23 protein-coding genes are annotated in these 21470 nt (G+C 68.9%); 17 read left to right on the top strand and 6 right to left on the bottom strand.

The window, feature by feature from the left end:
- Positions 1 to 34: 34 nt before the first annotated feature.
- Entirely contained in the window at positions 35 to 781 is a 747-nt protein-coding gene (locus AC1DB8_RS05770) for an SOS response-associated peptidase (protein WP_441417671.1), read from the bottom strand.
- Positions 782 to 940: 159 nt separating this feature from the next.
- Between AC1DB8_RS05770 and AC1DB8_RS05765 the strand changes: the two genes are divergently transcribed.
- The 4 genes from AC1DB8_RS05765 to AC1DB8_RS05750 all read left to right on the top strand — a co-directional run bounded on the left by AC1DB8_RS05765 (position 941) and on the right by AC1DB8_RS05750 (position 3677).
- Positions 941 to 1198, top strand: a complete 258-nt coding sequence (locus tag AC1DB8_RS05765; RefSeq protein WP_056739948.1) for a mycoredoxin — start codon at positions 941 to 943, stop codon at positions 1196 to 1198.
- 116 nt (positions 1199 to 1314) lie between these two features.
- Complete coding sequence (locus AC1DB8_RS05760; protein WP_441417670.1) at positions 1315 to 2400, top strand: S-(hydroxymethyl)mycothiol dehydrogenase; 1086 nt, start codon at positions 1315 to 1317, stop codon at positions 2398 to 2400.
- Positions 2397 to 3044: an MBL fold metallo-hydrolase gene (locus tag AC1DB8_RS05755; protein WP_476892444.1), complete on the top strand. Its 648-nt coding sequence runs from the start codon at positions 2397 to 2399 to the stop codon at positions 3042 to 3044. The genes AC1DB8_RS05760 and AC1DB8_RS05755 overlap by 4 nt, the downstream gene beginning before the upstream one ends.
- Before the next feature lie 126 nt (positions 3045 to 3170).
- Positions 3171 to 3677: a DinB family protein gene (locus AC1DB8_RS05750; protein ID WP_441417668.1), complete on the top strand. Its 507-nt coding sequence runs from the start codon at positions 3171 to 3173 to the stop codon at positions 3675 to 3677.
- On the opposite strand, the gene AC1DB8_RS05745 is transcribed toward AC1DB8_RS05750, so the two are convergent.
- Positions 3674 to 4423 carry a lipoate--protein ligase family protein gene (locus tag AC1DB8_RS05745; protein ID WP_441417876.1) on the bottom strand — a complete coding sequence of 250 codons (750 nt, stop codon included), beginning with the start codon at positions 4421 to 4423 and terminating at the stop codon, positions 3674 to 3676. The two genes, AC1DB8_RS05750 and AC1DB8_RS05745, sit on opposite strands and share 4 nt — an antisense overlap.
- A 16-nt stretch (positions 4424 to 4439) precedes the next feature.
- Here AC1DB8_RS05745 and AC1DB8_RS05740 point away from each other — a divergent pair, with 16 nt between their 5' ends.
- Entirely contained in the window at positions 4440 to 4823 is a 384-nt protein-coding gene (locus tag AC1DB8_RS05740) for a DUF2177 family protein (protein WP_175320988.1), read from the top strand.
- A gap of 29 nt (positions 4824 to 4852) precedes the next feature.
- Here the strand turns inward: AC1DB8_RS05740 and AC1DB8_RS05735 are convergent, their stop codons facing one another.
- Entirely contained in the window at positions 4853 to 5656 is an 804-nt protein-coding gene (locus AC1DB8_RS05735; RefSeq protein WP_476892443.1) for a thioesterase family protein, read from the bottom strand.
- A 205-nt stretch (positions 5657 to 5861) separates the two neighbouring features.
- Here AC1DB8_RS05735 and AC1DB8_RS05730 point away from each other — a divergent pair, with 205 nt between their 5' ends.
- The 10 genes from AC1DB8_RS05730 to AC1DB8_RS05685 all read left to right on the top strand — a co-directional run bounded on the left by AC1DB8_RS05730 (position 5862) and on the right by AC1DB8_RS05685 (position 16750).
- Entirely contained in the window at positions 5862 to 6569 is a 708-nt protein-coding gene (locus AC1DB8_RS05730; RefSeq protein ID WP_476892674.1) for an endonuclease/exonuclease/phosphatase family protein, read from the top strand.
- Positions 6570 to 6704: 135 nt separating this feature from the next.
- Positions 6705 to 7979, top strand: coding sequence for an alkaline phosphatase family protein (locus AC1DB8_RS05725; protein WP_441417666.1), 1275 nt, complete (start codon positions 6705 to 6707; stop codon positions 7977 to 7979).
- A complete protein-coding gene (locus AC1DB8_RS05720) occupies positions 7976 to 9160 on the top strand; it encodes an alkaline phosphatase family protein (RefSeq protein WP_476892442.1) in 1185 nt (394 codons plus the stop codon). Before AC1DB8_RS05725 ends, AC1DB8_RS05720 begins: the two co-directional genes overlap by 4 nt.
- A 98-nt stretch (positions 9161 to 9258) precedes the next feature.
- A complete protein-coding gene (locus AC1DB8_RS05715) occupies positions 9259 to 10020 on the top strand; it encodes a phosphatase PAP2 family protein (RefSeq protein ID WP_476892441.1) in 762 nt (253 codons plus the stop codon).
- Positions 10021 to 10030: 10 nt separating this feature from the next.
- A complete protein-coding gene (locus AC1DB8_RS05710) occupies positions 10031 to 10789 on the top strand; it encodes a DedA family protein (RefSeq protein WP_476892440.1) in 759 nt (252 codons plus the stop codon).
- 5 nt (positions 10790 to 10794) lie between these two features.
- Positions 10795 to 11469, top strand: coding sequence for a response regulator transcription factor (locus AC1DB8_RS05705; protein WP_476892439.1), 675 nt, complete (start codon positions 10795 to 10797; stop codon positions 11467 to 11469).
- A gap of 7 nt (positions 11470 to 11476) precedes the next feature.
- Positions 11477 to 12472 carry a sensor histidine kinase gene (locus tag AC1DB8_RS05700; protein WP_476892438.1) on the top strand — a complete coding sequence of 332 codons (996 nt, stop codon included), beginning with the start codon at positions 11477 to 11479 and terminating at the stop codon, positions 12470 to 12472.
- Between the two features lie 194 nt (positions 12473 to 12666).
- Positions 12667 to 13815, top strand: a complete 1149-nt coding sequence (locus tag AC1DB8_RS05695) for a cation:proton antiporter (protein ID WP_476892437.1) — start codon at positions 12667 to 12669, stop codon at positions 13813 to 13815.
- Positions 13816 to 14129: 314 nt separating this feature from the next.
- Positions 14130 to 14972 carry an esterase/lipase family protein gene (locus AC1DB8_RS05690; protein WP_441417874.1) on the top strand — a complete coding sequence of 281 codons (843 nt, stop codon included), beginning with the start codon at positions 14130 to 14132 and terminating at the stop codon, positions 14970 to 14972.
- Between the two features lie 107 nt (positions 14973 to 15079).
- Positions 15080 to 16750, top strand: a complete 1671-nt coding sequence (locus tag AC1DB8_RS05685; protein ID WP_441417659.1) for a SulP family inorganic anion transporter — start codon at positions 15080 to 15082, stop codon at positions 16748 to 16750.
- 21 nt (positions 16751 to 16771) lie between these two features.
- On the opposite strand, the gene AC1DB8_RS05680 is transcribed toward AC1DB8_RS05685, so the two are convergent.
- The 3 genes from AC1DB8_RS05680 to AC1DB8_RS05670 form a co-directional block, all read right to left on the bottom strand.
- A complete protein-coding gene (locus tag AC1DB8_RS05680; RefSeq protein ID WP_441417658.1) occupies positions 16772 to 16984 on the bottom strand; it encodes a YegP family protein in 213 nt (70 codons plus the stop codon).
- A 123-nt stretch (positions 16985 to 17107) separates the two neighbouring features.
- Complete coding sequence (locus AC1DB8_RS05675) at positions 17108 to 18838, bottom strand: DUF5671 domain-containing protein (RefSeq protein WP_441417657.1); 1731 nt, start codon at positions 18836 to 18838, stop codon at positions 17108 to 17110.
- Positions 18835 to 19395 (bottom strand): LpqB family beta-propeller domain-containing protein, encoded by a 561-nt coding sequence (locus AC1DB8_RS05670; protein WP_441417656.1) that lies wholly within the window; start codon positions 19393 to 19395, stop codon positions 18835 to 18837. Before AC1DB8_RS05670 ends, AC1DB8_RS05675 begins: the two co-directional genes overlap by 4 nt.
- A gap of 103 nt (positions 19396 to 19498) precedes the next feature.
- Here AC1DB8_RS05670 and AC1DB8_RS05665 point away from each other — a divergent pair, with 103 nt between their 5' ends.
- Together AC1DB8_RS05665 and AC1DB8_RS05660 are read left to right on the top strand one after the other, a co-directional pair.
- Complete coding sequence (locus AC1DB8_RS05665; protein ID WP_476892436.1) at positions 19499 to 20974, top strand: DUF5129 domain-containing protein; 1476 nt, start codon at positions 19499 to 19501, stop codon at positions 20972 to 20974.
- A gap of 85 nt (positions 20975 to 21059) precedes the next feature.
- Positions 21060 to 21437 carry a cupin domain-containing protein gene (locus tag AC1DB8_RS05660; protein ID WP_441417654.1) on the top strand — a complete coding sequence of 126 codons (378 nt, stop codon included), beginning with the start codon at positions 21060 to 21062 and terminating at the stop codon, positions 21435 to 21437.
- Positions 21438 to 21470 lie beyond the last annotated feature (33 nt).

The following is a 21470-nucleotide window of genomic DNA, read 5'->3' as shown; positions in this document are numbered from 1 at the left end:
GCCGGGAACGGAGCCAAGCCTGCCGGCCCGTCCGCTAAAACAGGCTGCCGACCGGCTCGATCAGCTCCGGGGAGTCATTCTTGACGTTCCCGACGGCGGTGCCGACGGCGTCGATCCTCCAGCCCTCGGCGACGTCGTGCGCGCCGGCGCGGACCAGCCCGACCAGCGCGGCGGCGTCTTCCGCCTGCGGATCCAGCCAGGTCTCCATGGTCCTGCGGTCCATCGGCAGCGGGACGCGGTCGTGCAGGGCCGTCAGTTCCGCCAGCATGCCGTCCGCGTAGCCCTCCGGCGGAGAATCGGTGGTGAGGATCGACGTCGAGAGCAGCCAGCGCCCCGGGTCCCCCTCGGTCTTTGACGGGTCCTTCCACCATTCATAGAGGCCTGCGAAGACCACCGGGCTGCCGTCCTTTGGGTGCACGTAGTACGGCTGTTTGCCGCGGCCCTCGCCCTTCCACTCGTAATAGCCGTCGGCCGGAACGGCGCAGCGGCGGGTGCGGGTGGCCTTGCGGAAGGCCGGCTTCTCCAGCACGCTCTCGCTGCGGGCGTTGATCATCTTCGAGCCGATGCCGGGGTCCTTGGCCCAGGACGGCACCAGTCCCCAGCGGGCAATGTGGAGCTGCCGCACGGGTTCACCGTCCACCAGCCGCTCAAGCAGGATTGGCACGTCCGCGGTCGGCGCGACGTTCCAGGACGGCGGAATCACCACCTCTTCCTCGAGTTCGGCGTCGAATTCTGCCAGCAGGTCCCCGACGGCCCGGGCCATCACGTAGCGTCCACACATGGCACCAGCATGCCACCGCGGGCCGCCCAGCGGGAATAGAGCAGGGAATAGCGGGCCCCGGGTTACCGTTATTGGGAGTGACATACGACTTTTGTCGGCAACGGCGATGCCACTCATCATCGCCAACCAGTGCCGTCAACCTGCCTTGAGGAGAACTTCGTGGACTTCACCCCCGATTCCGGCACCATCACCATGTTTTCGACCACCTGGTGTGGCTACTGCAACCGGCTGAAGAAGCAGCTGGACGCGCAGGGCATCGGATACACCGAGATCAACATCGAGGAAGTCGAAGGCACTGCCGAACTCGTGGAGCAGCTCAACGGAGGCAACCGCACGGTCCCCACCGTGCTCTTCCCGGACGGCACCGCCGCCACCAACCCCTCCGCGGCCGAGGTCAAGAGCCGCCTCGCGGCCTAACGCCACCTTTTCAGGACACCCCCCAAACCACTTACGGCGCGGACTCCCGGCTCACCCCAGGGGCCCGCGCCGTGCCGCTTCCCGCCACGGAAGCGGTGATGAAAGGAGCCAACCCCATGGTCCACGAAGTCAAAGGCGCAGTAGTCCGTTCCAAGAACGCACCCGTCACCCTGGAGACCATCCTGGTCCCTGACCCCGGACCCGGCGAGGCCCTGGTGGACATCCTCACCTGCGGTGTCTGCCACACCGACCTGCACTACAAGCAGGGCGCCATTAACGACGACTTCCCGTTCCTGCTCGGCCATGAGGCCACCGGCGTGGTTAGCGCCGTCGGCCCCGACGTCACCGAGGTGGCCCCCGGCGACCGGGTGGTGCTGAACTGGCGAGCCGTCTGCGGCGAGTGCCGGGCGTGCCGCCGCGGCGAGCCGCAGTACTGCTTCAACACGCACAACGCGACGCAGAAGATGACGCTGGCGGACGGCACCGAGCTCACCGCCGCGCTCGGCATCGGCGCCTTCGCCGAGAAGACCCTCGTCGCCGCCGGCCAGTGCACCAAGGTGGACCCCGACGCCGACCCCGCCGCGATCGGCCTGCTCGGCTGCGGCGTCATGGCGGGCCTCGGCGCCGCGATCAACACCGGCAACGTCCAGCGCGGTGATTCCGTCGCCGTGATCGGCTGCGGCGGCGTGGGCGTGGCGGCCGTCGCCGGTGCCGCGCTCGCCGGCGCCACCACCGTCATCGCGGTGGACATCGACGCCAAAAAGCTCGAACGTGCCAAGGAACTCGGCGCCACCCACACGGTGGACTCTTCCGCCGTCGACCCGGTGGAGGCGATCCGCGAACTGACCGGCGGTTTCGGCGCCGACGTCGTGATCGACGCCGTGGGACGGCCCGAGACGTACAAGCAGGCCTTCTATGCCCGCGACCTCGCCGGCACCGTGGTCCTCGTGGGTGTCCCCAGCCCGGACATGACCCTGGAACTGCCGCTGCTGGACGTGTTCGGCCGGGGCGGCTCGCTGAAGTCCTCCTGGTACGGCGACTGCCTGCCGTCGCGCGACTTCCCCATGCTTATCGACCTGTACCAGCAAGGCCGGCTGGACCTGGACGCCTTCGTCACGGAGCGGATCACCATCGACCAGATCGAAGACGCCTTCGAGAAGATGCACTCCGGGGCCGTCCTCCGCTCGGTGGTGGAACTGTGAGCGCCGGTTCCGGAACCGGACTGAGGATCGAGCGGCTGGTCACCTCGGGCACGTTTTCGCTCGACGGCGGCACCTGGGACGTGGACAACAACGTCTGGCTCGTCGGTAATGACCAGGAGTGCGTGGTGATCGATCCGGCCCACGACGCCGCCGCCATCGCGGCCGCCGTCGCCGGCCGGAAAGTCACAGCCATCCTGCTCACCCACGGCCACGACGACCACATCGCCGCGGTGGGCGAGTTCCGCGGCCTGGTCAACGCGCCGGTCTACCTCAACCGGAACGATTGGATGCTCTGGGACCGGGTCTTCCCGGGAACCGAGCCGGATCACGGCATCGACGACGGCGACACCTTCGACGTCGGCGGCGCGCGGCTGGTGGCGCTCCACACCCCGGGCCACTCGCCCGGCTCCTTGAGCTTCTACCTGGCCGCCGAGGGCACGGTCTTCACCGGCGACACGCTCTTCCAGGGCGGCCCGGGCGCCACCGGCCGGTCCTTCAGCGACTTCCCCACCATTGTCGAGTCGATCAAGTCCAGGTTGCTGACGCTTCCCGCGGACACGGTGGTCCGCACCGGCCATGGGGACTCGACCAGTGTGGGCGCCGAAGCGCCGCAACTTGAGGATTGGATCGCGCGGGGGCACTGACGTCCCGGTGTTCCGTCATGGGCTGGCCCTGTCCGAAGTCGCGGACGGGGCCAGCCCATGGTGGGGGTGGATGCGGTAAGGGCAGGCCTGCGGGCGCCCGGCGGCAGGGTATTAGGCTGTGGACCCATGAGCACATTCCCCAGCATGGATCCCGGCATCTTCGCGGCCGACCTTCGGGCGCAGTTCGACGCCTTCCTGGACGAGCACCGGACCTCACTGCACGACTGCCTGGATGGGATGAGCGAGCACGAGGCCCGGGCCTCCCTGGTCCCCTCGCGCACCACGCTGCTGGGGCTGGTCAAGCACGCCACGTTCGTGGAAAAGGTCTGGTTCGACGAAGCCATCACGCGCCGTAGCCGCCAGGAGATCGGCATACCTGCCACCCCGGACGAGTCCTTCATCCTGGACGACGGCGACACCATCGCAAGCGTCCAGGCCGCGTACCGGCTGGCCTGCGCTGGGTCGCGCGAAAGGACCCGGCCGCTGGGGCTGGACGACCTGGTCACCGGAAACCGGCGCGGGCCGCTCCCGCTGCGGTGGGTGTATCTGCACATGCTCCGGGAACTCGCCCAGCACTGCGGGCACGCCGACATCCTGCGCGAGCAACTCCTCGCGGCGCGCGCCCCAGGCTAATCCAGCAGGCTGTCGAAGTCGCCGTAGGCCAGGGTGGCGTAGCGGCCGTACGCGCCCAGCACGGCGGCCTCGATAGCGTCCACGCCCAGGTGCGGGACAAGATCGTTGACCGCCCCCGCCGTCGCAGGGTCCCAGTCCAGGCCCAGGGCCGCGTAGCTGGCCTCGAGCACGGCCTTGATCGGCGCTGAGTTCTCCACGATGATCACCGAGCTGAACAGCCAGCCGCCGGAGACCACGCGCTGGGCGGTGCCAATGAGTTTGAGCCGGCGCTCAGGAGCCAGCGGGTCCTGGCCGTGCACGCTGAACTCGCCGGGGCAGTATTCGCCGGGGATCTCCCCGACGGCGGCCTCCACCCCGGCGTCGCGCAGTGCCTGCGCCAGCAGTTCGCCGAAGAAGGAAAAGCGTCCCTTCGCGCCCGCGATCGCATCGGCGTCCGGCTCGAGATGGTCGATCACCAGCGTTCCCCCGTGGTACGCGGCAGCCCGTCCGCCTGCCTTCCGGACCAACGGCTCGAACCCGAGCTCGCGGCAGGCCCGCGCCGCGGCGTCGAAGCCCGGCAGGTGCGTGTCACGCTGACCGAAGGCCACGGTGGGCGCGGGCCGGTAAAGCCGCAGCATGGGTCCCACCGCGCCGGTCTTCACCCGCTGCAGCAGCTCCAAGGCGAGGTCCAGATCCTCCGCGGCGCCGAGGGAGTGCTCCTGCCGGAACGCCGTCAGGCTCCGGGGTCCGGCCGCGGCCTGCTGCATGTTGTTATGCTCCCTTATGGTCATTCTGCAATTCCTAGTGGTAGCCGCCGCGTTCGCCGTCATCGACGCCGTCTGGCTCAAGTCGATGAACAAGTTCTACCGCCGGCACCTGGGCCACCTGATGGCCGACAAACCCCATCTAGGGTACGCCGTGGTGTTCTACGTGCTCTACATTGCCGGGATCGTCTTCTTCGCCCTCCGCCCGGCCCTCGACGGCGGCAGCTGGCTGACCGCGCTGGGATACGGCGCCGCCCTCGGCGGGTTCGCCTACGCCACTTACGACCTCACCAACGCCGCGACGCTGAAGAACTGGCCGCTGGCGATCGTCGTGGCGGACATCCTTTGGGGCGCGTTCCTGACCGGCCTGGCCACAACCGTCGGCTGGCTCGTCTTCCACTGACCGGACAGTTTCCCTGCCGGGGCACTCGACTAGCTTTTGCGCAGCGTCAGGATCTGCTCGGCCCGCCCGAAGGGGCCCTGCAGATCGTGCAGCACCGTGGAGGTCAGGCCGATGCCGTCCGTGCCGAAGGACACCTCGTTGTCCAGGCCCAGCCACTCCCCCTCCGGGCGCCGGTACATGTGGATCTGCAGGTCCAAGTTGGGAAATGCATAGCTGCCCCTGCCCGGCGGAACCCGTGCGGCAATCCCGTTGGCTGTGTCCACGAGGCCGATCAGACGGGCCAGGTCGCTGCTGTCCGCCCGGTCCGTGAGCGGGTGGTCGGTGTGCAGCCAGACGGTCCCGGAGCCGGCGCGGTGGCCCTCGGCGATGCGCATCTTGAGCGAGGCGATGTACCCGCCCGGCCAGACCGTTGCGGCGTCATAGGGCTCACAGTCGTCCGGTGCCGGGATCCTCGGGTCTTCGAAGGCGGCAATGGCCGAGGTGTCGGAGGTGATCATGCGCCACGCCGTCGCCCGGATCGCCACGCGGCCGCCGGCCACGAGTTCGGCCTGCAGCAGTTCAATGGTCCGGCCCGGGCGCAACGTGGTGGTGGTGACCTCAAATTCGCCGCCGGGGATGAGGCCCAGGATCTCGTAGCTGATCCGCGCCATCCGCATGTCGTCCCGCGGTTCGTGCCGGGCCAGGCAATCGGCCATGATGCCGGACGCCGGCGCCATGTGCTGTTCGTGCACGTTCCAAGCGCCCTGGGCGTGGATGGTGGAGCGGAAACGCCCGTCCCCCAGCACCTCGTAGTAGAAATCGCCCTCGGCCAGCACGGGTAGTTCAGCAGTCAACGTCGACCCTTTCGCAGCAACAATCAGAGAATCCCAACCACCTTATCGCCTCGGGCCACCACCGCTTCAGCGCGCCATTGCGGCGGCGGTTCCACGGAGCGGCCCGGGCAGTCACCCGGCCAGTCTGGTCCCGTCCGATCCGCCGGACTGGGTAGACTCGGGAGCAGGTTTACCCCGACTATTGCGCGAAGAGGTGCTCCCCCTGATCCGAGTTATCAGCTACAACCTCCGCAAACACAAGGCCAGCGGCGAACTGGAGGCTTTGGCCAGCGGCTATGAGATCGATGCGCTCTGCCTCCAGGAGTGCGACACCGAAGACCTGCCCGAAACCATCGGCGACCTGCACCTCGCGGATGCCACGAGAGGCAACCGGCTGGGCCTGGCCATCTACTACCGCAAGGACCGTTTCACCGCGTACGAGACCAAGACGTTCGCCCTGAAGAAGTCGATGCATGACCGGGTGCTGGCACCCGCGCACGAGCGGCTCATCGGCACCCGGGTGGTCGACAACGAGACGGACCACGACCTCGTCATCGCCTCTTTCCACGCGGCGCCCCTGACGGCGTCGAACTCGCTGCGCCGGAACCAGATCCACGCCGCGCACGCGGAACTGCTCAGCATGGGCGGCGGGCTGATGACACTCATGGTGGGCGACTTCAACTACCCGTTCTTCACCAAGTACCTCACGGAACAGATGAAGGACGCCGGCTACGAGCTCTCCCTCAGCGACCGGCGGACGTACACCCGGTACAAGGTCTTCAAGGGCCACTTCGACTTCGCCACGTCCCAGGGCCTCATGATCGAGAACGTCGAAACGCTGCCGCGCGGCGCCTCCGACCACCTGCCCATCCTGATCTCGGCCGAGTACGGCCAGAACGCGCCCGGGATGCCAGGCGGAACCGCGCCATCCTGACCGTTGCCCGGCGGAAGTCCGGGGTCCTGCCCGGATTTCCGCGGCGGTACCGGACCGCCAACACACGGTGAACAGTTCGTGAACCAGCCCCGAAACGGGCCGGGGCCGTAACCTTTCCGTGATCTACTTCTGGGCGTGAACTTAACACGACGTAACTTCATGACCGCCGCCGGCACGGCCCTGGCCGCCAGCACCGCCACGGCCCTGGCCACCGGCAACGCTTCCCGGGCCGCAGCCGCGGCGACGCTGCCTGCACCCGGTGCCTCCGGCATCGACCACATCATCGTGGTGATGATGGAGAACCGCTCCTTCGACCACTTCCTCGGCTGGATGCCGGGGGCCGACGGGAAACAGTCCGGGCTGAGCTTCACCGACCGCTACGGCATCCCGCACTCCACCCACCACCTGACAGACTTCCAGGGCTGCGGCCACCCGGACCCTGACCACTCCTACGAGGGCGGCCGGATCCAGTTCAACAACGGGAAGAACAACGGCTGGCTCCAGGCCGGGGAGAACGACGAGTTCGCCGTCGGATACTACGACGCCGCCGACCTGGACTTCTGGCGGCAGGCCGGCCCCGACTGGACGGTCTGCGACCAGTACTTCGCCGCGACCATGGCAGAGACCTACCCCAACCGGTTCTACCAGCACGCCGCAGCCACCGACCGGGTCCATAACTCCACGGTCACCAGCACCCTGCCGACCATCTGGGACCGGCTCGCCGCCGCAGGGGTATCCGGCAAGTACTACTACGGCGACATCCCCTTCACCGCGCTCTGGGGGGCCAAATACCAGGGCATCTCGCACCATTACTCCGAGTTCCTTACGGACTGCTCCGCCGGGACCCTGCCCGCGGTGTCCTTCGTGGACCCGCGGTTCACCGACGAGGGCTCCGGCACCTCGGGCGATGACCATCCGCACGCGGACATCCGCTCCGGCGAAACGTTCCTGGCCGAGGTTTACAACGCGGTCACCTCCGGTCCCGGCTGGGCCAACACCCTGCTGGTGGTCAACTACGACGAATGGGGCGGCTTCTACGACCACGTAGCACCGACGACGGCCCCGGACACCAGTGCCGCCACGGCCCTGCGCGGCTTCCGGGTCCCCTCCCTGGTGGTCTCGCCCCGCGCACGACGCCGCTACGTCGCCCACGACGTCTACGACCACACCTCGGTCCTCAAGGCCATCGAATGGCGCTGGAACCTCCCGCCACTGACGCCGCGGGACAGGGCCGCCCGCAACATCGCCGAAGTCCTGGACTTCGCCACACCGGCAAACCTGGCCGCGCCCAAGTACCTTGTCCCGCCCTTCGTGGCCGGACCGGCCTGCACCCCCGTCGGCCCGCCGCCGGCCGAGGAATGGTCCGGACTGAAAGAGAAAGCACTCGCCGACGGATGGAAGCTCCCGTGAACCCCACCACCCCTACCGCATCCGCACCCCGGCCGCGTAGCCGCCGTACGCTCAAGCGCTTCGCCGCCGCCGCGCTGCTCGTACTGGCCGCCGCGGCGCTCAGCTACGGCCCCCAGGCCGGCACGGCGGCCACGCCGGCCAACGCTGCCCCGGCCGGCACCACCGCCGGCCAGGGCTACCTGCCCGGGGCCCAGCACGTCTTCGTCATCAACCTTGAAAACAAGGGCTACGACAAGACCTGGGGCCCGGCGTCGGCAGCACCGTATCTCTCCCAGACGCTGCGCAGCCAGGGAGTCCTGCTGAACCAGTACTTCGGAACCGCGCACAACTCGCAGCCCAACTACGTGGCGCAGATTTCGGGGCAGGGACCGAACCCCCAGATGCAAGCCGACTGCCAGAGCTACACCCCCTTTGCCGGCAGCGGAACGGCCAGCCCGGGCCAGGCCGTCGGGGACGGCTGCGTCTTCCCGGCCAGCGTCCCCACCGTCGCCGGCCAGCTGACGGCCGCCGGGAAGACCTGGAAGGGGTACATGGAGGACATGGGCACCCCGTGCCGGCACCCGGCGCTCGGCGCCGTCGATGACACCCAGAAAGCCAAGGTTGGCGACCAGTACGCGGCGCGCCACAACCCGTTCGTATACTTCGCCGGGATCACCGGCTCGCCCGACTGCGCCACGAACGACGTCGACCTGGCCGCCCTGAAGACGGACCTCGCCTCCGCCGCCACCACCCCGAACCTGTCCATGATCACTCCCAACCTCTGCCACGACGGACACGATTCCCCGTGCGTGGACGGGCAGCCGGGCGGCCTCGCCAGCGCCGACGAGTGGCTCAAGCAATGGGTTCCGGCCATCACCTCCTCCCCCGCGTTCAAGCAGGACGGGGTCCTGGTCATCACCTTCGACGAGTCCGACGGGCCGCAGAGCGACGCCAGCGCCTGCTGCGGCGAAGGCCCCGGGCCGAATGCGCCGCTGCCGGGCATCACCGGCATGGGCGGAGGCCGGGTCGGTGCCCTGGTCCTCTCGCCGTTCACCAAGGGCGGCACCTGGTCCACCACGCCGTACAACCACTACAGCCTGCTCGCCAGCATCGAAGACACCTTCGGGCTGCCCTACCTGGGCTATGCCGGGACACCGGGCCTGAACCGCTTCGGCCTGGACGTCTACAACGCCGGGTCCTAGGACACCCGCGGCCAGTTCTTAAGCGTTTCTTAAGAGCCCCGCGGAAGAGTTGATCAGGACGCGTGACCGCGCGCCGCCGACTCGAGCCGAAGGATTCCATGACTGGGCCCGCCACTGACGACCGCACTGCACCGTCCCGCCTGCCCGACAATCGGGCCGCTGCCGGACCAGGTTTTTGGACCCTCCCCCAGGCCAGGCACTGGCTGGTGGTGGGCGCGCTGCTGTGCGCGGCCGTCATCGCGCTGGGCCTGGCGGTGCAGCTGGTGCCCGGCGAAACCTCCGCCGAGCTGGGCGTGGACCAGGGTCTCAGCCGGCACCACGGCGCGGCGCTGACCGCCGTCGCGATGGGCATCAACGTATTGTTCGGTCCGCTGGTAGGGCTCATGCTGGTCGGCGTCGTCTCCGTTTACCTCTGGCTGGTCCGCCGTGACCTGGTCAAGGCCGTGGCCTTTGGCTTGGTCGCCTGCTCCGGCTGGGTGGCCAGCGAAGCCTTCAAGCTCCTCATCGCCCGGCAACGGCCGGATCCGAAGCTGCTCTTCGACCCGCTGGCGCCGGAGACGGGCTCCAACAGCTTCCCCTCGGGCCACGTCTCCTTCGCCGTCGCGCTCGCCTTCGCCCTGTATTTCCTGGCCCGCGGAACCCGCTGGTCCAAGGCCGCCGCCGTCGCGGGTGCGGCCATGGCGCTGGTCGTGGCCTGGTCGAGGCTCTATGTCGGCGTCCACTACCCCACCGACGTCGCGGCCAGCTTCCTGGCCGCGAGTGCCGCGGTGGTCCTGCTCACCGGACTGTGGAACCGGTTCGCGCCCCGGATCGTGGAGCGCCTGCCGGCCGCCCCATTCCTCCCTTCACACCGACCCTAAGGACGTGACCGTGCACAGCATCCTGTCTTCGGGACTGGCCCCTGCCCTGGCCGCCGCGGCCGGAACCCCCTCCCTGCTGGACCCGGCCAGCCTGCTCGCGGGGCTCGGACCGGCCGCGCTGGGCGTCATTGCCGCCATGGTGTTCGTTGAGTCCGGGGTCCTGTTCCCGTTCCTGCCCGGCGATTCCCTGCTCTTCACGGCGGGGCTGCTGCATCAGCAGCTGCACCTGACGTTGCCGGCGCTGATCGGCGTCGTGACCGGGGCCGCCATCGCCGGTGACCAGGTTGGCTACATGCTGGGACGCACCTTTGGCCGGAGATGGTTCAAGGATGACGCCAGGGTGCTGAAGACGGCCCACCTGACCACCACGGAGGACTTCTTCCGCCGCCACGGGGGCGCCGCCGTCGTGCTGGCCCGCTTCGTGCCGATGGTCAGGACCTTCGCGCCGCTCACCGCAGGCATCGGCCGCTATGGGTACAAGTCCTTCACCCTCTGGAACATCGTCGGAGCCCTCGCGTGGGCCACGTCCGTGACTTTGCTGGGCACCTGGCTGGGACACTACGAGATCATCGCCAAGAACATCGACGTCATCGCCGTTGTCATGGTCCTCGTCTCGGTGGTGCCCTGGGTGATCCAGTTCCTCAAGCGCCGGCGGAGCAACCGCCGCACCGCTGCTGCGGCCGCTCCGGACGAAGCAGCCGGTGTAGACGGAACTGGACACGACACGGCCGGGGGCGTGCTGGCCGGGAAGACCGCCACGGAAGAATAGGCTCCATGACCACCGCTGACCGGCCGTCCCTGCTGCTCGTCGAGGATGACCCCGTCCTGGGCCCGATGATCGCCGAGCTGCTGGAACCGGACTACCGGGTCCGGCTGGTCGCCAACGGCCAGGACGGCCTGCATCTGGGGCTGACGGAGCCCTGGGACGTCATGGTCATCGACCGGGGACTGCCCGTGATGGACGGGATCAGCGTGATCGCTGCCTTGCGGTCCAAGGGCATCGCCGCGCCGATCCTGATTCTGACGGCGCTGGGCGACCCGGACGAAAAGGTCCGGGGGCTCGACGCCGGCGCCAACGATTACGTCACCAAGCCGTTCGACGCCGGCGAACTGGCGGCACGGCTGCGCGCGCTGACGCGCACCTTCGCCCGGCCCGCCGGCCCGGTGAGCATCGGCGACTGGGAACTCGATCCGGCGTCGCGCTCGGTCCGCTCTGTGTACGGAGGCCAGGTGTCCCTCACCGCGAAGGAGGCCGAGGTGCTCGGGGCACTCGCCGCCGAGCCCGGCAGGGTCTTCACCCGTGACGAACTGCTTGCAGGCTTCTTCCACGCCACCGACCAGCCCGGCGTGATCGACACCTACGTCCACCACCTGCGCCGGAAGATCGCCAAGACCGTCATCCGCACCGTCCACGGCGTCGGCTACCAGATCGGCGACGCCAATGACTAGGAAGCCAATGACCAAGGAAACCGTGCCGGGGGGAACGCCGGACCAGTCCACCCTTCGCAGGGCCTCGCTCAAGGTGGCGGTGCGGATCAGCGCCGCCTGCGCGGTGATGGTGGTCTGCCTCCTCGCCGTCGCCGCCGTATATCTCATGAACAAACTGGCCCATCCGGAGTTGCCGCCCGCCGCGGCTGCCGGGACTTACGCCTACCTGGATTCCAGGGACCTGCTGGAGGCGATGATCATCGCCGGGGTGGCCGGAATCGCACTCGCCGGCCTCGTGGGCTGGCTCAGTGCCCGCAGCGCCATCCGCCCGCTGGGCGAGGCGCTGGCCCTGCAGCGCCGCTTCGTCCAGGACGCCAGCCACGAACTGCGCACGCCGCTGGCCATCCTGGACACTAGGATCCAGCTCGCGCAGCGCGATGCCGCGCCGGACTCCCAGCAGGGCCGGAACCTGGCCCGGATCCGCGAGGACGCGGCCACGCTGACCGGAATCGTCAACGAACTGCTGCTGGCCGCTACGGCCGCGGCACCCGATCCCGGCGCGGAGCCCGTCGAACTGGCCGAAGTCGCCGCTTCCGTCGCTGAGAGCCTCCAGCAGCTGGCGTCGGCGAACGGGGTGCGACTGGACTTCGCCGCTCTCGGCCGGCCACAGGCCAGGATTGAGCAGAACGCCCTGCGACGCGCGGTACTGGCGCTCGCGGACAACGCCCTCGCCCACACGCCGCCCGGCGGGCGCATCACCATTTCAACGGGTGCGGAGCAGGACCGGGCCGTCATTACCGTCGCAGACACGGGGACCGGGATCAGCGGCGTCGAGCAGGACCGGATCTTCGAGCGCTTCGTCAGGACCCCCAACGCCGACGGTGCCCGAAGCCAGCGCAGCTTCGGTATCGGTTTGTCCCTGGTCCGTGAGATTGCCATGGCCGCCGGCGGCACGGTTGAGGTGGCCCGCACCGGGGCCGAAGGAACCGTCATGAAGATCGTCCTTCCCGCCGCCGGGCGCTGACGCCGGGGCGCTGGCGTCTCATTCGGGGGCGCCGGACCCCCGACGGACTAGTCTCATTCCATGGCGAAACACCCCAGAATGAGGGCCGCGGCGGCTTCCGTCATCTGGCTGCCTGAACCGGCGGCACAGGCGCCCGCCGCACAGGTGCCGGGGGCGCTTGCGCCGTCAGCGCCGCCCGCCGGGTTGCGTCCACGGTGACGTTCCTGTCCCTGGCGCTGATCGCCGTCGTCGCCCTCGCCGGGCCCGTGCTCGCACTGCCGGTCCGCTGGCGCCTGCCGGTGGTCCTGGGCGAGCTGCTGGCCGGCGTCGTGATCGGCCGAACGGGGCTCTCGCTGGTCGATCCGGGTGATCCCACCTTCAGTCTGCTGGCAAACATCGGCTTTGCGCTGATGATGTTCGTGGCCGGAACGCATGTGCCCGTCAGGGACCCACAGATCCGCTCCGCCTTGGGAAAGGGATCGGGCAGGGCCGCGGTGGCTGCCGGCGCGGCCGTGGTCATCGGAACCGGCATGGGCCTGGCCTTCGGTACCGGCCATGCTCCGCTCTATGTGGTGCTCCTGGCGTCATCGTCAGCCGCACTGGTCCTCCCGATCGTCGACTCCCTGCGCCTGGGCGGACCGAAGGTGGTGGCAATGACGGCCCAGGTTGCGATTGCCGACATCGCCTGCATCGTCGCGCTGCCACTGGCCGTGGATCCGCCGAACGCCGGCCGCGCCGCGCTGGGGGCGCTCGCGGTGGGGGTCGCGGCCATGGCGCTCTTCTTCGCGTTGCGCGCCCTGGAGCGGAGCGGCACCCGGCAGCGCATGCACCGGCTCTCCGAGGAGCGCAAATTTGCCCTGGAGCTGCGAATCCAGCTGACCCTGCTTTTCGCGCTGGCCGGAGTGGCCAACTTCGGCCATGTCTCCGTGATGCTGGCAGGCTTCTCGTTCGGTCTGGTGGTGGCCGCCGTCGGCGAACCGAGGCGCCTGGCCCGCCAGCTTTTCGCCGTCAGCGACGGATTTCTCGGCCCGATTTTCTTTGTCTGGCTGGGCGCGTCCCTGAATCTGCGCGATCTCGCCGGCCACCCGGACATGGTGGTCCTGGGACTCTCCCTGGGGACCGGGACGGTGCTGCTCCATGCCGGCCTGAGAGTGGTCGGACTTCCCCTTCCGCTGGGCGTTCTCTCGGCGGCCCAGCTGGGGGTGCCGGTGGCAGCTGCCAGCATCGGCACGCAGCTGAACGTGCTGCTGCCCGGCGAGGACGCCGCCCTGCTCCTCGGCGCCTTGGTGACCATAGCCGCCAGCAGCCTGGCCGGATCGCAGGCGGCCAAGACCTTCGCCCAACCTTTGAAAACCGGAGACTGAAGCCGGAGACGGCAAGAGCAGTAGCAGCCAGCGGCACTGGGCCAGGGCCGGAAAGGCGCATATGTGCAGCCGCGCTGTCCTGTTACCGGGAAGTACCCTCATGCGGCGAGAAACCGCTGCACAAACGTGCAGAAAAGTCCGCACGTCGGGAAGAGCTATCTAGCGTGAAGGGGTGGACGTGAGCCGGATCACAAGGGGGGCGGTCCCTAACTCACCTCCATCTACACAGACCCCTCAGTGCCGAGGGGCCCAATCGAAGAGGTACTTCCGTGTCCCAGCCCAGCACATCTGCCCGAACCAAGCGCGCCAAGGCCATGTCCGCCGCGGTGGGTGCAATCGCCCTCCTCTGCGGATCCCTGGCGGCTGCACCCGCGGCTAACGCCGACACCGTCGACGTCTCCCCTCCCGGTGCAAACGACTGGTCGTGCAAGCCCACGACGGCGCATCCCTACCCGGTGATTCTGGTACCCGGCACCTTCGAAAGCATGGCAAAGAACTGGGCGACCATGGCGCCGGCCCTCAAGAGTGAGGGCTACTGCGTCTACGCGCTCAACTACGGTTCGACCAACGGCATCGACGCCACCGGCCCGATCGCCGACTCCGCGGCGCAGCTTGCCCCGTTTGTCGACGCCGTACTGGCCTCGACCGGGGCGAAGAAGGCCGACCTGGTGGGACACAGCCAGGGCGGCATGATGCCTCGTTACTACATGGGATTCCTGGACGGCGCGGAAAAGGTCAACCACCTGGTCGGCATCGCCCCGTCCAACCACGGCACCCAGGGGCTGATAGCTCCGGCGCCGGACTCCGTGCCGCCCGCTACCTCCCTGGGCGGCTCCAACTGCCAGGCCTGCGCTGACCAGCAGGCGGGCTCGCCGTTCCTGGCCAAGCTGAACTCGATCGGGGATACCGTGGCGGGGCCGGCATACACGGTCATCTCAACGACGCACGATGAGGTGGTGACGCCGTATCAGAGCCAGTTCCTGGCCGGGTCAGCGCAGCAGGTCACCAACATCACCATCCAGGACAAGTGCCCGGCGGATGTGATTGAGCACGACCAGACGCCCAACGATCCGGTCGTTCAGCGGCTCGTCTCCAACGCGCTCGGGCGCCCGGCCGGTCAGCCGGCCGACCCCGCCTACCAGCCAAGCTGCGTTTAGGGGGGGGTCCGGCCGGCCGGCCGACGTAGAATCGAGCATGAAGCGCGCCCGCTCGTCACCGGCCTGGAACTGAGCCGGCCGCCGTGCGCCGCCGCTGGATCGGAAGTGTGCCGCCCGGCCTCAAGATTGTCCTCGGCTACCGGCGCTCCTGGCTGAAGTCCGACCTGGCTTCGGGCGCGGCCCTGAGCGCGGCATTGATCCCGGCCGGCATGGCCTACGCCGAGGCCTCGGGCCTGCCCGCCGTCACCGGTCTCTACGCCTCGGTGGTTCCCCTGCTCGCGTACGCCGTGTTCGGCCCCTCGCGGGTGTTGATCGTCGGGCCGGACTCCTCCCTCGCACCGATGATCGCCGCGGCGATCCTCCCACTGGCGGGCGGGGCGTCCGGCCACGCCGTGGCCCTGGCCGGGGTGCTTTCGCTGCTGATAGGGGCGATGCTGATCGTTGGCCGGTTCCTCAAACTCGGTTTTGTCACCGGCCTGCTGTCCAAGCCCATCCGCGTGGGCTACCTGAACGGCATAGCGCTCGTCGTAATCGCCAGCCAGCTGCCCAAGCTGTTCGGCATCCCGGCCGACGCCGGTTCACTCGCCGGCAGCCTTGGCGGTACGGGGCGGGCACTGCTCCAGGGCGCCGCTAATCCGCTGGCACTGTTGTTCGGCGCCGGCACCATCGCGGTCATCCTCGGCTGCCGGGGGCTACCGTGGAAAGTCCCCGGTGTGCTGCTGGCGGTGCTGGCTTCCATGGCTGTCACCGCCGCGGCCGGGCTGGGCGGGGCCGTTCCGGTGGTTGGCGCCCTCCCGGCAGAGCCTTCGGTGCCCGCGCTTGGCAGCGTCCGGCCGGAGGAAGTCCTTGCCCTGCTGGGGCCCGCGGCCGGCATCGCACTGATCGCCTTCGCGGACACCTCAGTGCTCTCGACGAGCCTCGCGCGCCGGCGCGGCACCCGCGTGAATGGGAACCAGGAAATGGGCGCACTCGGCTTCGCCAATGCGGCCTGCGGACTGTTCGGCGGTTTTCCGGTTTCCGGCAGCGCGTCCCGCACCCCGATCGCGCTTGAGGCCGGGGCGCGCAGTCCGCTCAGCGGCGTCATCGCGGCAGCCCTTGTGGTGCTGTTCATGATCTCCGCGCCCGGGATCACGGCGTTCCTGCCCTCCAGCACCCTGGCCGCCGTCGTGATCCTTGCGGCGGCCTCGATCGTTGACGTCAAGACCCTCGTGCGGCTGATCAGGATGAGCCGGACCGAAACGGCGCTGCTCGTCACGACGTTCCTCGGCGTCGCCTTCGTGGGTGTCCTCGAGGGCATCCTGGTCGCAATCGGCCTGTCCCTGATCGCTTTCGTCCTGCGCGCCTGGGACCCTTACCGCACGGAGCTGGCCAGTGTTGAGGACCTGCCCGGCTACCACGACCTCAGCCGGCACCCGGAAGGCCACCGGGTGCCGGGGCTGGTGATTGCCCGCTTCGACGCCCCGCTGTTTTTCGCCAACGGCGCGGTGTTCGCCGAGCACATCCGCACGCTCGTGGCGCAGGCCCCCGGACCCGTACGGTGGGTGGTGGTGGCGTCGGAGGCCATCACGGACCTCGACACGACTGCCCTGGATGACCTCGTGGAACTCGACGACGAACTCGCCCGGAAAGGCATCAGCCTGGTGTTCGCCGAGATGAAGGGGCCGATCAAGGACCGGCTCATCCGCTTCGGCGTCAGCAGCCGGTTCGGCCCGGACCACTTTTTTCCCACGGTGCACAACGCCGTCCGTTCCTACCGCAGGGAATTCGGACTTCCGTGATCCGGGCCGGCGGGTCCTGGCCTAGCCGGCTACCCCGGTGATGCTGCCTGCGGGCTCTTCGGTGAGGTCAACGACGTCGGCCCCGGCGTTCTTCTTGACGGATTCGACTCCGCCCATGGCGCTGGCCTTGGACTTGTAGCTCTGCGAAGACGCCACTACCTCGCCGTTGGCAGCCTTGAGCCGGAACCGGAACCCACCGGACTTGTCCTTGTACACTTCGAATTTTCCAGCCATGTCGCACCCCGACTTCTTCGTCGATAACCACGGCCGGGCGGCCGCTAATCGACAGGCTACTGCTAACCCTGGAGGACCGGCCAGAGACCCGCCGGGCGGTGTCGCCGGCTGCCCGCAACCGGCTCAGCCGCGCAGCGGTATGACGTCCACGCTGCCGCCGGGACCCGTGATCACGAGCACGCGCTTGGCGCTTACCCCGGCGAGGGCCTCGGCCAGCCGGCCGCCGGGATCCCCCGCGGACACGCCGGCCTCGGACAGGCCGACGCCGGGCGCGCCGGCGTCAGGCACGCCGGCGGCAGGCACGGCGGCCGCCGGTACGGGCACGGCGATGTCGTCCCGGATCCAGACAGTAACCGCGGCCCCCGTGAGCTCCTCGAGGGCGCGGCGCAGCGGCTCCGGGTCGGGGCCGGCCACAAGGATCACGTGCCCAATCGTCCGTTTCCGGCCGAGCCCCGCGGCTGCCGGCCGGGACCTGTCCTGCCGCCAGACGGCAAAGTGGTAGCCGGCGGCCAGGCCCGTGGCCACCAGCAGGCCCAGCGGTGCGCGGATCCGGTCCACCAGGCTGCCGCCGGTTACGTCGCCCAGAAAATATTCGAAGACGCGGTAACCGACCACCAGGAGGGCAATCAGGGCCACCACGGCGCTGAGGCCAAACACCGCGATGAGATAGACGCGCCGCCCGAGCGGGACAGCGCCTTCAAGCCGGTGCTGCCTCGCCGGCCGCCACGCAAGCCACCAGACGCAGCCGCCCACGGCGAGGGAACTGATGCCGCCGAGCAGCAGGGTGCGGGCGTTGCCTCCGGCCAACGGCGACACCGCGATGGAGAGGGCCGCGTTCACGATCACGCCGACGCCGGTGGCGGCAGCCGCCAGGGCCACACCCGAGGTCACCAGCGCCCCTGCCTGACGGGTCCGTTCGGCGCGGCTGACCGCAATGGTCCGGTAATAGCGCCAGACCAGCGAGCCGACGGCGGCCGACGCGATCGCGACGCCGAGGGGCGCAAGCAATTCCATCAGGGCGTCCTGCCGGTCAAACGCCAGTCGCAGCAGGACAAAAAGGACGGTCCCGGCCCCGCCCAGGGCGAGAAGGCCCGCCGCCAGCACACCGACGACGACAAGCCCCACATCGGCGAACCCGCCCCGGAGCCGGCGCGCACCACCCCGGACCCAGTGCCACCACCAAACCAGGCCCCCGCCGGCCGCCCAGACCAGATCCTGCAGGGTGGATTGCCACCACGGGTCAACGGTCGACGTGAGCTCCATCGATCCGCGGATGGCGACGTCCAGCAGGCCGCCAAAGGCCGTCACCGCGGCGCCCACTCCGACGCCCAGCCCGAAATACGTGCCGATGACGGCCGGCACGTTCGCAAGCTCGAGCGGGCTCCGCGCCCGATGCCGCCACATCCAGCGGTGCCACACCCACACTAAGGCCCAGACCAGGCCGACGGAGAGCGGCGACCGCCACTCCGGATTCGCGTCGGCGATGAACGAGGCCGCCATCGCCAGCAGGGACGTCACAAAGAGGATCAGCGAAATCGTGTAAACCGCGGCGACGTAAAGACCCCACGACGTGGCCGCCCGCTCCGCTTCCTCGTCCAGCCGCCGCCAGACGAACCACCAGAGCAGCGCGGCGAGCGGGCCGCCGATCAGCGTGAACGCCAGCGACAACGCCAGCCCCGCGACCCCTTCTCCGGCCAGCACCTGGCCGGAGCGCAGCAGCCGTTCCAGCAGGCCGCTGAGCCCGTTGGCGGCGATCACCACGAGGGCAAAGAGCAACACGAAGACCACCAGGCGGCGGACCTTCGCCTGCGCCGACCCCGCCGCTGGGCCGGTGGGCACCCTGGTGGCGCTCACTTTTTCAACACCCCGCCGGCGCAGGTCTGGAGGCTGTATGGCAGATCGTTGATCATCCACTTGCCGGCATCCTTCACCAGGCCGATGACGGCTTCCTCGGCGTATTCGGAGGGGCCGAACGGCCCCTCCGACGCCGAGTGCACCACCGAGACCTTCACCGTGGCGGTGTCCCCCCGCTCCGAGGTGGAGATCAGGACCACCCGGCTGGCCTGGGCACTGCCGTAGAAGTTGGCGCAGCGGGACCGGGCGGCGTCGGTGAGGTAGGCGTCCGCGGCGGCGGTGTCCGCGTCGATGACGGCCCTGCTGTAGCGCTGCACCACTCCGGCCGGGGACGACTCATCCAGCGGCTGCGGCTCCCCGCGAAGAAAGACCACGGCCAGCGCGACCACCACCAGCACGGCGATCGCAGCAACGATGCCCTGCAGCACCCGGTCGGGCCGGTGCCGCTCCGGGACCGGTGCCTCGGCTGCGGCGGGTCCCGGAACCGGATCCTTGCCGCGCGGGCCGTCGCTGCGTGCTGTGGCCGGTCGTTCGGGGCCGTTCGGCGGTTGGCTCATGCCGTCAGTATGGAGGGGCCGCGATGGCCCGTCATGGTGTCTTTAGGCCCTTTCAGCGCCTCCGCGGCTCGACGACGCTGGCAGCAGACACTACTCTCAGGCGATGGGGATCATGCGGAAAATCATTGGCCCGAAACTGGCGGGCGCCCTGCTGCTGCTCATCGCCCCGTTGGCCATCCTGCTGGGCGCCGCGCCGGCGGCGCTCGCCGTCCCGCCGGCCGACGTCGTCGTGGAGGACCGGGCGGGGGTCCTGGACCGCAACACGCTGATCCCTGCGGTGCAGAAGATCGAGTTCTACGAGCCCACCAAGGTCGCCGTCTACACGTACAAGGGCAGCGCGGCGGACAACCTCAACGAGGAGGTGCTGCGCTTCGCCCGCGCCGAGCACCCGGACTGGATCAGCAAGGACGGGCAGAAATGGGCGGACGGCCTCTTCATCTTTGCGCTGGATCCGGTGGGCCGGCACGTCGGAACGTACATGGGCGAGGACCGGAAGGTATCCCTCGAGCAGCGCGCTGACATCCAGGACGCCGCCAAGGAACTGCTGCGCGACGCCCAGTGGACGGAAGGGACCATTGCGGGCATTCGGCGCGGCGCGGAGCTGATCAACCAGCCGTGGTATCGCTCCACCGCCTTCCTTGTCACGGCCTGGGGCGCTGTGGGGGCCGCGGTGGCCGCTGCGGGCACCTGGTTGCTGGTCCGCTGGCGGACCCGAGTGGGCAGCCGCAAAGAGATCGCCCGCGGCGACGCGAACTATGCCAACGTGAGCATGGATCTGCAGGTGACGGAACTCAATGCCAGCACCATCCCCGAGTCGTCGCGGTACGGCAGCACCGTGCTGGAGAAGCACCGCACCTTCCTGAGCCGCTACAACACGGCCACCGGGCTCTCGAACCAGGTGCATGCCCTGACGCCGCGGCAGCTGGGGCGCCGTTCCAGCCTGTCGCTGGCCCGGCAGTACGCCGATGCAGCCGCCGAACTCGATGCCCTGGATGACGTCATCGCCGACACGAACGCACTGCTGAACCGCGGGTCCATCTGGGCGACGGCGTGGGACCGGCAGCTCGCCCCCTTCCGCAGCGACCTGGCGGGGATCGAGGGCATGCTCGCCAAGAGCCACGGTGAGGGCGATTCCGCCACTGCCGCCGCACTCCGTTCCTTCCGCGACCGCAGCCAGCGGGACATAGAACGCTGGACCGCGGAACTTTCCGACGGCAGCATCACCCCAGAAACCGCGCTGGACCGGCTGCGCGACGCCAGGACCGAGCTCTCAGAGCTGCTCAAGAGCCACGCGGACACGGTGATCGCCGGCTTCGCCCGGAACGATCGCGAGGCCAAGCTCATGCGCAAGGAAATGGAGGAGGCCCAGGCGGGGACCGGCAAGAAGCAACGGCGCAGCTATGAGCCCAGCATCCTGGGCACGGTGTATCCCTCTTATTACTTCTTCTCGGTCCCCACTTTCAACAGTGGTTTCAGCACCGGCGTCAGCAGCGTCAGCTCCGCCAGGGGCGGTTCCACCACAGGATACGGCGGCAGCGGCGGCAGCTTTTCCGGCTCCGGGAGCTCGTCCAGCTTCTAAGAAATGTGTATCGACAACGGGCGGCCAAGCGAGGACGCTTGGCTCCGTAAGCAGTTAAATTCCCTGATAGGGAAGAGGGAGTGCCATGACCACAAATGTTGTTACCCAGCTGCAGGTGAAGTCCCACAACTCGCCCGATGAGAAGCGCCGTCCGGACAAGACCGAGGTCGACATCGTGTCCGTCGGCGACTACACGATCGGCCGATTCAGCTTTGAGCCGGGATGGCGCTGGTCCGAATGCATCAAACCCGTGGTGCACACTGATACGTGCGAGAACAGCCACGTGGGGTTCTGCGTGTCCGGCAAGCTGACCGTCGAGACCACCGACGGCGGCCGCATCGACATCGCCGCGGGAGATTCCTACACCATTCCCCCGGGCCACGACGCCTGGGTTGAAGGCGGAGACCCGTTTGTCGGGGTCGAGTTCCTGAGCGCGGCCACCTTCGCCAAGGGCACGGAATAGGGCGCGGCCGGGCCTAGACCTTCCATGTCCTGG

The organism is Arthrobacter sp. 10N410, from assembly GCF_056394945.1.
The sequence above is the reverse complement of the archived record's forward strand: the minus strand, read 5'-3'. Positions and strand labels throughout refer to the sequence as shown.